A 14078-nucleotide genomic window follows, 5' to 3' on the forward strand; every position below is an offset into this window, starting at 1 on the left:
GCGGGCCGTGCCGGCGGGCGAGTCCACCCGGGAGGTTCCGTGATCGTGCTCGTGCCGGTGTACCGACCGGGTGACCGTCTGCCGCCGCTGGTCGGCGACCTGCGGGACGCACTGCCCGGGGCGGACGTGCTCGTCGTCGACGACGGCAGCGGCCCGGCCGCCGCCGGGGTGCTGGACGCGGCCCGCGCCCGGGGCGCGACCGTGCTGCGCCGCCGGGTCAACCGGGGCAAGGGCGTGGTGCTGCGCACCGGCTTCCGGTACGCCTCGACGCACCACCCGGGACGCGACGTGATCTGTGTGGACGCCGACGGCCAGCACTGTGTGCCCGACGTGTGCGCCGTGACGGACCGGATGCGCGCCACCGGAGCGCCGACGCTCGGCGTACGCGGGTTCGACGGCGAGGTCCCGGCGCGCAGCCGGTTCGGCAACGCGGCGACCCGGGTGGCGTTCCGCCTGGCGACCGGCCGGGACGTGCGCGACACCCAGACCGGGCTGCGCGCCTACCCGTCCGCGCTGCTCGGCTGGCTCACCACGATCCCCGGTGACCGCTTCGAGTACGAGATGACGGTGCTGCTGCGGCTGGTCCGCGCCGGGCTGCCGGTCGAGCAGGTGGAGATCGCCACCCGCTACCACGGCGACAACTCGGGCTCGCACTTCTCCGCGCTCGCCGACTCGGTACGGATCTACCGGCCGCTGGCCGCCTCCGCGCTCGCCCGCCTGACCGGGCGCGCCGAGGTGGGCGACGTGCCGGCCGCCGCCGTCACGACGTCGCGTCCCACACCTGCGTCTCGAACTCCCTGAGCGGGTCGCGCGGCGACGACGGGCTCAGCCCTGCCGGGCCTTCTGCCGCCGGTCGGCCTTGTTGAGGACGAACAGCCTGCCCCGGCGCCGGACCACTATCGAGTCGGCCTTGCGCTTGAGCCCGCGCAGGGAGCTTCGGACCTTCATATCCGCTCCTTCGGTTCCCGCCGGTGTCCGTCCGGCACGGGTACCCGCCGGGGCGGCGCCCATGCCCGGCGGGGTGGCGGCGTCACCGTGTCCGGGACGCCGCCACCCGCCGTGCGAGCGGGGACGGATCAGGCGGTCGTGCAGGTGCTCCCGTTGAGCGCGAACGAGGCGGGCCTACCGGTGTTGCCGGTGTGGGTCGCCTGGAAGCCGATGTCCACCGAACCGCCCGGTGGGATCGACGCGTTGTAGGACACGTTGCGGGCCGTCACCGCTCCGCTGGACGGGCTGTACGTGGCGTTCCAGCCTCCGGTGATCGTCTGACCGCCCGGCAGCGTGAACGCGAGGTTCCAGCCGTTGATCGCCGTGGTGGACGTGTTGGTGATGGTCACCGCGGCGGTCAGGCCGTTGTTCCAGGCGTTCACCACGTACCCGACCCGGCAGGCCCCCGACGGCGGCGGCGTGGTCGGCGGCGCCGTGGTCGGCGGAGGCGTCGTGGGCGGGGGCGTGGTGGGCGGGGGCGTGGTGGGCGGGGGCGTGGTCGGCGGCGCGGTGGTCGGCGGCGGCGTGGTGGAGTCCAGGCCGAAGAAGCGGATCGCCTGCGCCGCGTCCACCGGCAGGTTGTGCGAGACGCCCTGCATGCTGATCGCCTCGACGGTCGCGGTGCCGCCGGTGCCGCCGTAGCGGGTACGGGTGTAGCCGGCCTGCGGACTGTCCGTGTACGCGGGCGTCTGGCCCAGCCCGTTCACGTTCGTCCACTGGTCGATCTGCTCGCCGAAGTTCGGGTAGCGCAGCGTCTCGTCGTTGGTGCCGTGCCAGATCTGCATCCGCGGACGCGGGCCGGTGTAACCCGGGTACGCGTTGCGCACCAGGTCACCCCACTGCTGCGGGGTCTTCAGCACCTGGCCGTTGGCGCACTCGCTGTTCCACTCCGAGCCGTTGGTGGTGGCGAAGCAGCCGAACGGCACACCGGCGAACGCGGCGCCGGCCCGGAACACGTCCGGGTAGTCGCCGAGCAGCACGTTCGTCATCATCGCGCCGGACGAGGTGCCGGTGGTGAAGATCCGCTGCGAGTCGACCGGGTAGCGCTGCCGCACGTGGTCCACCATCGACTTGATGCCCACCGGGTCGCTGCCGCCGTCGCGGCGCAGCGCCTGCGGCGAGGAGACGTCGAAGCACTTGCTGCTGCGGGTCACCGACGGGTAGACCACGATGTAGCCGTACCGGTCGGCGAGCGACGCGAACTGGGTGCCGGAGTACATGGCCGGGCCGCTGCCGGTGCAGTAGTGGTTCACCACGAGCAGCCCGGGACGGGCCGCGACGGTGTCCGGGACGTACAGGTACATGCGCAGGTTGCTCGGGTTGGCGCCGAAGTTCGTCACCTCGGTCAGCGCGGCGGCCGAGGCCGGCCCCGGGACGGCGAGCGCCGCCCCGACGGCGAGCCCGGCGGCGGCCAGCGCCGCGCCGAGCAGCCGGAGTCCGCTCCTTTTGGACAGCATGCTGTTCTCCTCGGTGGTGGGAACGCCGCGTGTCGCGGCGTTCTCGCCGGCGAGGCGCCTGCGACGGGCGGCCCGGACCCTCGGAGACGAGATAGACAGTCGCGGATCGATGCGACTCGAATCGGAGTCTAGGCCCCCACCGGCGGGCCGACAACCACGGCGGCCACCCGGCGGGCGCGGTCGGCGTGGGTGAGCACGTCCACGCTGTCCACGTACTGGTCCACAGCGCCCACCGGCGGGCGGTCGCGCAGCTCCGGGTCGGTGATGGCGGCACGCAGCGTCTCGACGAACCGGCAGGCGTGCAGCACCAGGAACGGCCGATCGTGGAACGGCCGGGCGGCCGGGTCCACCGGCGGCGCCGGCGCCGCGTCGTTGGTCCAGCCGGCCACCGTCTCCAGCGCCCGGACCAGGCCGGGCTCGCGGGCCGCCCAGTCACCCGGGCCGAGCGCGGCGGCGAGCCCGTCCACCACCGGCGCCGCGTCCGGCAGCGTCGCGAAGACCGTGCCGAGCCATTTCGCGTACGGGGGCCAGCGGCGGTGCAGCAGCAGGCCGAGGCGCATCAGATCCCGGGCCAGACCGGCGACCACGACCCGGCTGCCCAGGTCGTCGCCGACCTCGGCGCACCGGCCGGCCAGGTGCTCGGCCTGCGCGACCCGCTGCCACCCGGAGGCGAGCACGTACCGCCACACGTCGTCCGGATACCAGGCGAGCCGGGCCCGGACGCCGGTGAGCGCGCCGTCGAGCCCGTCGTGGAACACCGCTCCCCCGGTCAGCTCGGCCAGCCGCTGCGTCGGCGTCGCCAGCCAGTCCGCCGCCGTCAGTCCGGCGCGCGGGTCGGCGCCGAGCCGCTCCCGCAGCCATCCCCCGAGTTCGTCCACCGTGACGCCGTGCCGGTCGCCGTCGGCGCGGACCGTGCCGAGGCGCGCCGCCGGGCCGCCCGCGTACCGGGTCGGCCAGCCGAGGAACCGCGCCGGCAACTCCGCGTCCAGCACCGCCCGTACCGGCGCGACGTCGTGCGCGTTCCCCACGAAGACCTGGGTACGCGGACCCCAGTCGTGGTCGGTGGAACGGGGCGTGTCGAGGCCGAGTAGCTCGGAGCCGCCGTCGAGCAGCCCGGCGGAGTACGGCAGGCCGGGCAGCCGCCGCGCCAGCAGCGGACCCACCACCTCGTCGTGGAACCGGCGGGCCAGGATCAGGCCGGGTACGAAGCTCACCCCGCCAGTCTGCGCATCGGACGCCCGTCGCGCGCCCCGGTTTCCGGTCCGGCGGTCGCCTCCCCCATCCCGTCACAGGGCTGTGGAAGGCTTGTCGCCGTGGCACACCGACAGCCGATCCTCCTGATCGACTCCCCCAGCCTCTACTTCCGCGCCTACTTCGGCATCCCCGAGTCCGCCGCGAAGACCGGCGACGGCCAGCCGGTGAACGCCGTGCGCGGCTTCCTCGACATGCTCGCCCAGCTCGTGCGCACCCGCCGGCCCGACCGCATGATCTGCGCGTTCGACCACGACTGGCGGCCGGCGTGGCGGGTGGAGCTGCTGCCGTCGTACAAGGCGCACCGGGTCGCGCCCGAGGGCGGCGAGGTCGTGCCGGACACGTTGTCCCCGCAGGTGCCGATGATCCTGGAGGTGCTGGACGCGCTCGGCATCCCGGCCGTGGGGGCCACCGGCTACGAGGCCGACGACGTGCTCGGCACGCTCGCGGTGACCCAGCCGGGCCCGGTCGAGGTGGTCTCCGGCGACCGCGATCTGTTCCAGCTCGTCGACGACGCGCACCCGGTGCGCCTGCTCTACGTCGGCCGGGGCGTGGCCAAGCTGGACGACTGCGACGACGCGGCGGTCCGCACCCGCTACGGCGTGCCGGCCGACCGGTACGCCGACTTCGCGGCGCTGCGCGGCGACCCCAGCGACGGGCTGCCCGGCGTTGCCGGCGTCGGCGAGAAGACGGCCGCCCGGCTGATCGACCGCTACGGCGGGCTGGACGGCATCCTGGCCGCGCTGGACGACCCCCGTTCCGGTTTCGCGCCGGGGCTGCGGGCCAAGCTCGACGCCGCCCGCGACTACCTGGCCGTGGCGCCGAAGGTGGTCCGGGTCGCCACCGACGTGCCGCTGCCCGAGCTGGACCCGGCACTGCCGACGTCTCCCGCCGACCCGGACCGGCTGCTGGAGCTGGCGCAGCGCTGGAACCTGGCCGGCTCGTGCCGCCGCCTGGTCGACGCGCTGGCGGGCGACCGATCGTGATCAGTTGATCACGAGGGGCGGTCGGTGCTCCGGCGGGTCGGGAACTGGGCGCCGGGCTGCGCCAGCGTCGAGCGGGCGCGCAGGCCGACCGGGTCCGGCGCGGGCTCGGCGGCGGCGGCCGCGTACGGCGCCTCGTCGAGCCGCGAGCTGACGTACGCGGCCCCGGCCCGGTCGTCGTCCGACGGCGCGGCGAGCAGCGCGTAGACGAGCCCGACCACGCCGAAGACCACTGCCAGCACGATCGGCACCAGCAGACCGCTCACCTCGGTGCCGGATGCCGGGCCGCGGCTCTCGTGCAGGTGCACCGACAGCGCGCTCATGCCGGTGAAGTGCATGCCGTTGACCGCGATGCCCATGACGAGCGCCGAGGCGGCGATGGCGAGCGCGCGCCGGACGGTCATCGCCAGCCAGAGCGCCACGGTGGCGGCCACGATCGCGATGACCACCGACAGCGTCACCCGCAGCGGGTCGTAGCCGAGTGAGCCGTCCAGGCGCATGGCGGCCATGCCGGTGTAGTGCATGGCGGCCACCCCGGCGCCGGTGAAGAACCCGCCGGCGAGCAGCCGGGGCGCGGCGAGCCGGCCGGTGCCCACGATCGCCAGCCCGATGCCGACCGACGCCACCGCGATCGCCGTGCTGGCGGCCGTCAGCGGCACGTCGTAGCGGATCCGGGTGCCGCCGACGGCGAAGCCGAGCATCGCCATGAAGTGCATGGCCCAGATGGCCGTGCCGCCCAGCGCCCACGCGGCGAGCAGGCCCCACCAGGCGCGCTGACCGGCACTGGTGGCGGTCCGGATCCGCCCGGCGCAGACCAGCCCGAGCGCCGAGCCGAGCACGGACAACGCGTAGCTGAGCGCAGGTGTGATCCACCCGTACTCAAAGTGATTGATCTCGCCCACGACGCCCTTCCCTCACCATCGGCCGAGCGCGACCCACGGCGCCCCGGGCAATGATGGGATAGGCCCTGACCAGGGCGCACATCGGCCCCCCGACAATTCGTGGGGTGGCAGCGCCGTGACGCAGCGGTGCGTCGGTTTCCGGAAACCGATGACCGAAAGTGACCGTTAGGCGGAGGCGTGGTAGGCCAGCACGCCCCGGTTGACCGCCGCGATGGCCTGCCGGGCGGTGCCGCGCAGCTCGGCCGAGGCGCCACCCGAGTCGGCGACCTGCCCGAGCAGGTCGACCACCTGGCGCGCCCAGCGGACGAAGTCGCCCGCCGGCATCTCCCCATCGATCTGATGGCCGCTGGCCAGCACCTTCGCCAGCGCCTCGCCGCGCGCCCACCGGTAGATCGGCCAGGCGAAGCCGAGATCCGGCTCCCGGGTCACGGCCAGGCCGCGCGCCGCCTCGTCCGCCTCGATGTCGCCCCACAGCTTGAGCGTCTCGTCGACCGCGTCGGCCACCGCGCCGCGCGGCAGCGACGCCCGCTCGTCGACGTCCCGCCGGGCCTCGAAGACCACCACCGACACGGCGGCGGCCAGCTCGGCCGGGGACAGGCCGTCCCACACCCGGCGGCGCAGGCACTCGGCCACCAGCAGGTCCGCCTCGGTCCAGATCCGGGCCAGCATCCGCCCGGCGTCGGTGACCTCGCCGTCGGCGGCCAGGTAGCCGCGCGCCGTCAGCAACGCGACGATCCGGTCGAAGGTACGGGCCAGCGAGCCGGTCCGCCCGGACACCCGCTGACGCAGCTCCTCGGTGTCGCGTTCCAGCCGGCGCCGCCGCTCCGCCCAGCGGGCGTGCTCCTCCCGGTCCGGGCAGGCGTGACACGGGTGCGCGCGCAGCTCCACGCGGAGCTGGCTGAGCCGGTGGTCCTCGCCCACCGCCTGACGGGACCGGCCGCCCCGGCGGCCGCCGTGCCGGTCCAGGCCGGTGCCGCTGACCGCGGCGGCCAGATCCCGCCGGGCCGCGGGCGAGCGGTGGTTGAAGTGCTTCGGCACCCGGATGCGGGTGAGCACCTCGGCCGGGGTGGTGAAATCACCGGGGGTGACCCGCCCGGCCCAGCGGTCCTGGGTGAGGACCAGCGGCCGGGGCTCGCCGAACCCGCCGGTGGCCGGGTCCAGCACCACCGCCAGGCCGGCCCGCCGCCCGGACGGCACCCGGATCACGTCACCGACCCGCAGCCGCTCCAGCGAGGCGACGGCCGCCGCCTTGCGCTGGGTCTGCCCCTGACGGGCGATGGCCCGTTCCCGGTCGGCGATGGCCACCCGCAGCGCGAAGTACTCGTCGAAGTCGCCGTGGTGGCAGGCGGCCTCCACGCCGTACGCGTCGATGGTCTCGGTGTTGCGCTGCACCTGCCGGGCCAGGCCGACCACCGACCGGTCGGCCTGGAACTGCGCGAACGAGGACTCCAGGAGCTCCCGGGCCGGCGCCGCGCCGACGCTGCCGACCAGGTTGACGGCCATGTTGTACGACGGCCGGAAGCTGGAACGCAGCGGGTAGGTGCGGGTGGAGGCGAGCCCGGCGACGTGCCGGGGGTCGGTCTCCGGCGACCAGACGACCACCGCGTGGCCCTCCACGTCGATGCCCCGGCGACCGGCCCGGCCGGTGAGCTGGGTGTACTCGCCGGGGGTGAGGTCGACGTGGGCCTCTCCGTTGAACTTCACCAGACGCTCCAGCACCACGCAGCGGGCCGGCATGTTGATGCCCAGCGCGAGCGTCTCGGTGGCGAAGACGGCCTTGACCAGCCCGCGGACGAACAGCTCCTCGACGACCTCCTTGAACGCCGGGAGCATGCCGGCGTGGTGCGCGGCCAGGCCGCGCTCCAGGCCGTCGAGCCACTCCCAGTAGCCGAGCACCGACAGGTCCTCGCCGGGGATGGCGGTGACCCGCGACTCGACCACCCGGCGGATCTCGGCGCGTTCGTCAGGGGAGGTCAGGCGCAGCCCGGCGGCGAGGCACTGCTGCACGGCGGCGTCGCAGCCGGCCCGGCTGAAGATGAACAGGATGGCCGGGAGCAGCCCCTCCCGGTCGAGCCGGTCGACGATGTCCGGGCGCATCGGGCCCCGCCAGCGAGGGCCGCGCCGCCCGCCCCCGGGGCCGGCACTGCGGCCCTCGCCCAGCTCCAGGCGGCGCACCGTGTCGCGGGTGTAGCGCAGCAGCTCGGGGTGCACGTCGTGCTTGCGGGCCGCGTCGGCGTCGTGGAACAGGTCGAACATCCGCTTGCCGACGAGCATGTGCTGCCACAGCGGCACCGGCCGGTGCTCGGAGACCACCACGGCGGTCTCTCCGCGTACGGTGACCAGCCAGTCGGCGAACTCCTCGGCGTTGGAGACGGTGGCCGACAGCGACACGAGCGTGACCGACTCGGGCAGGTGGATGATCACCTCTTCCCAGACCCCGCCGCGGAACCGGTCGGCCAGGTAGTGGACCTCGTCCATCACCACGTACGCCAGGCCTTCGAGGGTGGCCGAGCCGGCGTAGAGCATGTTGCGCAGCACCTCGGTGGTCATCACCACCACCGGCGCGTCGCCGTTGATCGCGTTGTCGCCGGTGAGCAGGCCGACCTGCTCGGCGCCGTAGCGGTCCACCAGGTCGTGGTACTTCTGGTTGGACAGCGCCTTGATCGGCGTGGTGTAGAAGCACTTGCGCCGGGTCGCGGGGGCGTCGCCGCCGGGCCGGCCCCGCAGCGCCAGGTGCACCGCGAACTCACCCACCACGGTCTTGCCGGCGCCGGTGGGCGCGCAGACGAGCACACCGCTGCCCCGCTCCAGCGCCTCGCACGCCTCGCGCTGGAAGTCGTCGAGATCGAACCCGAGATCCAGGGAGAATTCGTCCAGGGCCGGGAAGGCGGAGGCCTGCGCGGCCCGGCGGCGCGCCGCGGCGTACCGCTCGGCGGGGCTCGACATGGATCCAAGATTAATCGGTGCCGCCGAGGAGCACCGGTCAAGGCCATCCGGCAGGACGGTCGGAGCGGTCGGTAGGGTGCACGACGTGCCGGACCGTACCGAACTGCCCCACGTCTCGAGCGGCGCCGACGACGCCGTCCGCCCGGGCCCGTCCCGCCGGCCCGTGGAGGCGGTGCTCTTCGACTTCCACGGCACCCTCGCCCAGGTGGAGGAGCCGCTGGCCTGGGTGCTCGCCGCCGCGGCCGCCTGCGGCGTCGAGCTGGACCGCATCCGGGCCACGTCGCTGGCCGACCGGCTGCTCACCGCCGGGCGTGCCGGTGGCCCGCTGCCGGCACGGGTGCCGCCCCGGCTGGCCGAGCTGTGGGCCGACCGGGATCTCTACCCGCACGCGCACCGGGGCGCGTACACCGGGCTGGCCGAGACCGTGGACACCGGCATCGACGGGTTCGCCGACGCGCTCTACGAGCGGGTGCTGGTGCCCGAGGGCTGGGTGCCGTACCCGGACACCGCTCCGGTGCTGGGTGCCCTGCGCTCCGCCGGGGTGAAGGTGGCGGTGGTCAGCAACATCGGTTTCGACCTGCGGCCGCTGTTCGCCGCCTGGGACCTCGACGCGCTCGTCGACGCGTACGCGCTGTCGTACGAAATGGGGCGCTGCAAGCCGGACCCGGGCATCTTCCTGCGCGCCTGCGGGATGCTCGGCGTGGACCCGGAGCGCACGCTCATGGTGGGCGACACCCCGGCCGACGCGGGCGCGGTGGCGGCCGGGTGCGGGGTGCTGGTGCTGCCCTGCGCCGACGCGGGCCGCCCGAACGGACTCGGCGCGGTGCTGGACCTGGCCGGGGCCGGCTGAGCGTTCACCTGCCCAGCGGCGCGAACCCGCCGCGGCGCACCGGATACCGTCAGGGGCATGACCGGTGCCCACCCCTTGCCGCCGCGTGCGCCGGGACGGCTCGGCGGGGTCGCGCTGGTACTCGGCGGGGCGCTGTCGGTGCAGTTCGGCTCCGCGCTCGCCGCGCTGCTGTTCCCGCGTACCGGGGTGGCCGGGGCGGTGACGTTGCGGCTGACCATCGGCGCGCTGCTGATGCTCGTGGTCTGCCGCCCCCGGGTACGCGGGTACGGGCGACGCGACTGGGCGGCGGTGCTGGCGTTCGGGCTGGCCCTGGCCGGCATGAACTCGATCTTCTACCAGGCGATCGAGCGGATCCCGCTCGGTCCGGCCGTCACGCTTGAGGTGCTCGGCCCGCTGGCGCTGTCCGTGATCGCCGCGCGCCGGATGGCCGCCTGGTGCTGGGCCGCGCTGGCGCTGGCCGGGGTGGTCCTGCTCGGGCAGGGCGGGTTCGACCGGCTCGACCCGGCCGGCGCCGCGCTGGCGCTGACGGCGGGCGCCATGTGGGCGGCGTACATCGTCTGCTCGGCGCGGATCGGCGCGCGGTTCCCCGGCGCGGACGGGCTGGCCCTCGCTCTGACCGTCGCGGCGCTGCTCACGCTGCCGTTCGGGCTGGCCGACGGCGGCGGTCGCCTCGCCGACCCGGTGGTGCTGGGGCTCGGTACCGGGCTGGCGCTGCTCGCCTCGGTGCTGCCGTACAGCCTGGAGCTGGCCGCGCTGCGGCGGCTGCCGACAGCGACGTTCGCGGTGATGATGAGTCTCGGTCCGGCGATCGCCGCCGTGGCCGGCTGGCTGGTCCTCGGCCAGGCGCTGCGCCCGGTCGAGGTGCTCGCCATCGCGCTCGTGGTCGCCGCGAGCGCGGGCGCGGTCCGCGCCGCCGCGCCGCCGCCTTCTCCCGCGCCGCCGGCCGTTCCCGGCGTGCCGTCCGAGGCGGACCCGGCGGGGGTCAGCGCAGCAGCCGCAGCGCCGCCGGCACCGCGGTGACGGTCACCGGCAGGTCGAAGGAGCGTTCCCCGTCGGCGTACGTGGTGATGCCGTCGGCGGACAGCTCCACCGTCCGCGCCCGGTAGACGCGCGCCAGCGGGTGCGTGACGTGGGTGCCCTGGTAGATCTGCGGCTTGACCCGCATCAGCGTGCGCCTGTCGAACCGGCCGCCGACCACCACGTCCAGCAGGCCGTCGTGCGGGTCGGCGTCCGGGCAGATCCGCATGCCACCGCCGTAGCTGGCCGTGTTCCCCACCGCGACGAGCACCGCGTCGACCTCCTGCACCACCCCGTCGAGGACCAGCCGGTAGCGGCGCGGCCGCAGCCGGGCCAGCTCCACCACGATCGCCAGGTCGTACCGGCGCGGGCCGCGCGGCCAGCGCATCCGGTTGGCGCGTTCGTTGACGATCGCGTCGAAGCCGGCCGCGAGCACCGCGCCGAACCAGCGGTCCGCCTCGCCGGGCCGGGACAGCCGCGCCAGGTCGACCGGGCGGGTGCGGCCGGCGGCGAGCGCCGCGGTGATCACCTCGACGGCGGCCGTCGGGTCGGCCGGGAAGCCGGTCTCCACCGCGAAGTCGTTGCCGGTGCCCGCCGGGACCGGCCCGAACGCCACGGCCGTGCCGGCGACCGCCTGCATCGCCCGGTGCACGGTGCCGTCGCCGCCCACCGCGACGAGCGCCCCGGCGCCGCCGGCGACCGCGGCGTGGCACGCCGCCTCCGCCTCCTCGGGGGTACGCGCGCGCAGCAGCTCGACCGGGCGGCCGGCTCCGGCGAGGCGCTCCAGGATCCCGGGCAGCAGACCGCGGTGCCGCCCCCGGCCCGCGGTCGGGTTGGCGAGCACGGCGACGGGGCCGGACGGGACATGATCGTGCGCGGTCACGGCGAGCACCGTACGGCACGCCTCGCGCCGCCCACCAGAGCCAGGTCGCACGGCGGGTGGGCGGCACACGCCGACGGCGCCCGGCAGGGGGTGCCGGGCGCCGTGGCGGGGGTGGTTCAGGGGAGGTCGATCGGGCGCAGCACCCGGTCCACCGCGTGCGCGATCTGCTTGTTGCCCTTGTTGATGTCGTACCGCACCACCTTGGCGTTGCGGTCGCTGGTGTCGGCGTCGACCAGGCGCACCTCGCGGCCGTACCAGCAGCGCTTCACGTCCACCTCGACGGTGGCGCCGAGCGCGGTGGTCAGGTCCGCGCCGTCGGCCTTCAGCGCCGCCTTCCGGTCGATCGTCGCGCCGGGCACGACGTGGTAGAGCAGGACGTCCTCCACGGTGTCCACGCCCAGGCCGGCGACCGCGTCGAACGCGGCCTTCTCACCGGGCAGCTTCTTCGCGGCGGTGATGTCCCGCACCAGCTCGCGGAACGCGTAGTCGTTCGGCACGAACGCGGTCAGCGCGACGGTGCCGTCGGTGAGCACCTTCACCGGCGAGTCCGGCTTGGCCTGCAGCACCGTCAGGACCGCCTTCGTGAGGACGTCGAAGTCCCGCGAGTTGCGGTCGAAGCCGCTCTTGTCGGCGGTGAGCACGGCGGCCAGCGACCGCGTATCCGGCTGCTTGGCACCGGCCTGGGCGGGCACGGCGACGGCGGTGGTGGCCACCGCCGCCGCGGTGGCGCCCACGGCCAGCCGGGCGGCGAGACGAGCGATGTTCATCGGGGAGCCTTTCGTCGAAGCGACCAGGTCCGTGACTGTCGTCACGACCATTGCTTCGCCCGGACCGTCCCCGGTGGATGCACCCGGATCGACCGACTTCGGATCGACGTCCCTGTGCCTCAGCGGACCACCAGCGGCTTGCTCACCGACGGCACGCCGTCGCCCTTGACCTTCAGCGACCAGTCCCCCGCCGCGCCCAGCGTCACCACCGTCTCGGCGGTGCCGTTGGCCCCGGCCTTCATCTCGGCGACCCGCTTGCCCTCGGGGTTGAGCACGTACAGCGTCCGGGCCCCGGCGGTCTTGTTCGTCACCTTGAACGCGATCTTCTCGCCGGGCTCGGCGATCAGGGCGTCCACGCCGGTCATCGCGTCGTCGGTCAGCTCGATCGTCACCGAGCGGTCGTAGGCCACCTCGGCGGCGGCGCTGGCGAGGTTGCCGTCGTCGGAGACGGTGATCTTGGTCCGGACGCCGTCGCCCTGCCGGCCCGGCTTGCAGGCCACCTCGTACGTGCCGGTCTGCAGCGAGGCGCGCAGGTCACCGGTACGGCCCGCCGGCACGTCCGCGACCTCGGCGATCACCTTGGTGAAGGCGTCGCCCTCCCGGCCGTAGACGTAGACCCCGGTGGCCTGCCGGCCCCGGTTGGTGACGGTGAAGGTGACGGTGCCCGGGGTGAACAGCGTGGTGGTGACCTCGCAGCTGGTGTCGGTGGCTGTCACCGGCACCTGCTGGCCTTTCGGCGCGGGCTCGTCGTCACCGCAGGCGGTGAGCGCGGTGGCCGCGCAGAGGACGGTCAGGACGGCGGCGGTACGGCTCTTCATCGGGCTCTCCGGAGCGCAGGTCAGACGGGCTGACCGGAACGGGGGCGCCGACGCACCCCGGCACACCGCCCGGGGGGCTCGGCGGAGTCAGCAGAGTCTAAGCGGGTACGGCGTCCCGGCAAGGCCCGAGGGCGACCCGATCTGCCCGCGCACCGGGGCGGTCCGCGCGACCGGCATGATGGCGGGCATGCGGCTGGTCTCCCTGCTCCCCTCCGCCACCGAGATCGCGTACGCGCTCGGCCTCGGCGACGACCTGGTCGGCGTCACCTTCGAGTGCGAGGTGCCCGCCCGCCACCGGTCGGGCACCACAGTGGTCGTCGGCGGCCGGGACACCCGGGGTATGAGTCCCGGCGACATCGACGCGTACGTCCGGGCGCAGGTCGCGGCCGGTGCAGACCTCTACACGCTGCACGCCGGCGCGCTGGCCGGGCTGGACCCGGACCTGATCCTCACCCAGGACCTGTGCCGCGTCTGCGCGCTGCCGTCCGGCCGGGTCGCCGACGCCGTGGACCACCTGGGATGCCGGGCCGACGTGCTGTCGCTCGACCCGTACACGCTGGACGACGTGCTGGAGTCGATCCGCGCGGTGGGCGCGGCGGCCCGGGTGCCGGACCGCGCGGAGGCGCTGGTCGACGGCCTGCGCGCCCGGCTCGCGGCGGTCGGCGCGGCGGTGGCGGGCCGGCCCCGGCCACGGGTCGCGGTTGTCGAATGGGTGGACCCGCCGTTCGGCGCCGGGCACTGGATCCCGGACCTCGTCGACGTCGCGGGTGGCGAACCGGTGGCCACCCATCGCGGCGCCCGGTCCACGCCTACCACCTGGGAGGCCCTGCGGGCCGCCCGCCCCGAGGTGGTGCTGGTGGCGCCGTGCGGGTTCCGTCTCGACGGCGCGGCCGAGCAGGCCGCCGCGGTGGCCGGGCGTTTCCCGGACGCGCAGGTGTGGGCGCTGGACGCGGACGGGCTGATCGTGCGCGCCGGCCCGCGCCTGGTCGACGGCGCCGAGACGATAGCCGCGATCCTGCACCCCGACGCGGTCCCCCCACCCCACCCCGAAGCAGCCCGCCACATCCCCTGACCACCCACCGCCCCGACCCCGTCGCCCCAGCCCCGCCACCCCAGCCTCGTTGATCTGTGAGTGGGGTTGTCAAGGGGTTTGGTGGTGGGTGGTGATGGTGCGGTAGAGCTGTCGGGCGATGTAGCGCTTGAGGCAGCGGGTGATT

At 74.9% G+C, this 14078-nt stretch carries 13 protein-coding genes; 5 read left to right on the forward strand and 8 right to left on the reverse strand.

Going from position 1 to position 14078, the window contains the following annotated elements; genetic code table 11:
- The first annotated feature begins 39 nt into the window (after positions 1-39).
- A complete protein-coding gene (locus FB455_RS28155) occupies positions 40-801 on the forward strand; it encodes a glycosyltransferase family 2 protein (RefSeq protein WP_071095194.1) in 762 nt (253 codons plus the stop codon).
- Positions 802-825: 24 nt separating this feature from the next.
- On the opposite strand, the gene FB455_RS28160 is transcribed toward FB455_RS28155, so the two are convergent.
- The 3 genes from FB455_RS28160 to FB455_RS28170 all read right to left on the reverse strand — a co-directional run bounded on the left by FB455_RS28160 (position 826) and on the right by FB455_RS28170 (position 3658).
- Positions 826-948, reverse strand: coding sequence for a 50S ribosomal protein L36 (locus FB455_RS28160; protein WP_013286131.1), 123 nt, complete (start codon positions 946-948; stop codon positions 826-828).
- Between the two features lie 128 nt (positions 949-1076).
- On the reverse strand, positions 1077-2444 hold the full coding sequence (locus FB455_RS28165; protein WP_071095196.1) for an extracellular catalytic domain type 1 short-chain-length polyhydroxyalkanoate depolymerase: 1368 nt from the start codon (positions 2442-2444) through the stop codon (positions 1077-1079).
- A 128-nt stretch (positions 2445-2572) separates the two neighbouring features.
- A complete protein-coding gene (locus tag FB455_RS28170; protein ID WP_145755358.1) occupies positions 2573-3658 on the reverse strand; it encodes a DUF4037 domain-containing protein in 1086 nt (361 codons plus the stop codon).
- A gap of 99 nt (positions 3659-3757) precedes the next feature.
- Between FB455_RS28170 and FB455_RS28175 the strand changes: the two genes are divergently transcribed.
- Positions 3758-4681, forward strand: a complete 924-nt coding sequence (locus FB455_RS28175) for a 5'-3' exonuclease (RefSeq protein WP_013286128.1) — start codon at positions 3758-3760, stop codon at positions 4679-4681.
- 8 nt (positions 4682-4689) lie between these two features.
- Here the strand turns inward: FB455_RS28175 and FB455_RS28180 are convergent, their stop codons facing one another.
- Positions 4690-5580, reverse strand: coding sequence for an MHYT domain-containing protein (locus tag FB455_RS28180; RefSeq protein ID WP_013476939.1), 891 nt, complete (start codon positions 5578-5580; stop codon positions 4690-4692).
- Positions 5581-5745: 165 nt separating this feature from the next.
- The gene (locus FB455_RS28185) at positions 5746-8526 is read right to left on the reverse strand and encodes a DEAD/DEAH box helicase (protein ID WP_030273983.1); all 2781 of its coding nucleotides are present in this window, start codon (positions 8524-8526) and stop codon (positions 5746-5748) included.
- Positions 8527-8611: 85 nt separating this feature from the next.
- On the opposite strand from FB455_RS28185, the gene FB455_RS28190 reads away from it, so the two are divergent.
- Positions 8612-9376, forward strand: coding sequence for an HAD family hydrolase (locus tag FB455_RS28190; RefSeq protein ID WP_030273984.1), 765 nt, complete (start codon positions 8612-8614; stop codon positions 9374-9376).
- Positions 9377-9433: 57 nt separating this feature from the next.
- Positions 9434-10396 (forward strand): EamA family transporter, encoded by a 963-nt coding sequence (locus FB455_RS28195; protein ID WP_036311534.1) that lies wholly within the window; start codon positions 9434-9436, stop codon positions 10394-10396.
- Here the strand turns inward: FB455_RS28195 and FB455_RS28200 are convergent.
- From FB455_RS28200 to FB455_RS28210, 3 genes are all read right to left on the reverse strand, one after another.
- A complete protein-coding gene (locus FB455_RS28200; protein ID WP_036311536.1) occupies positions 10359-11285 on the reverse strand; it encodes a diacylglycerol kinase family protein in 927 nt (308 codons plus the stop codon). The genes FB455_RS28195 and FB455_RS28200 overlap by 38 nt on opposite strands.
- A 107-nt stretch (positions 11286-11392) precedes the next feature.
- Positions 11393-12043 (reverse strand): fasciclin domain-containing protein, encoded by a 651-nt coding sequence (locus FB455_RS28205; RefSeq protein WP_030273987.1) that lies wholly within the window; start codon positions 12041-12043, stop codon positions 11393-11395.
- 119 nt (positions 12044-12162) lie between these two features.
- Positions 12163-12861: a hypothetical protein gene (locus FB455_RS28210; RefSeq protein ID WP_013286121.1), complete on the reverse strand. Its 699-nt coding sequence runs from the start codon at positions 12859-12861 to the stop codon at positions 12163-12165.
- Between the two features lie 187 nt (positions 12862-13048).
- Here FB455_RS28210 and FB455_RS28215 point away from each other — a divergent pair, with 187 nt between their 5' ends.
- Complete coding sequence (locus FB455_RS28215; protein WP_036311557.1) at positions 13049-13933, forward strand: ABC transporter substrate-binding protein; 885 nt, start codon at positions 13049-13051, stop codon at positions 13931-13933.
- Positions 13934-14078: the final 145 nt, after the last annotated feature.

It is taken from the genome of Micromonospora sp. CNZ296, from assembly GCF_007827635.1.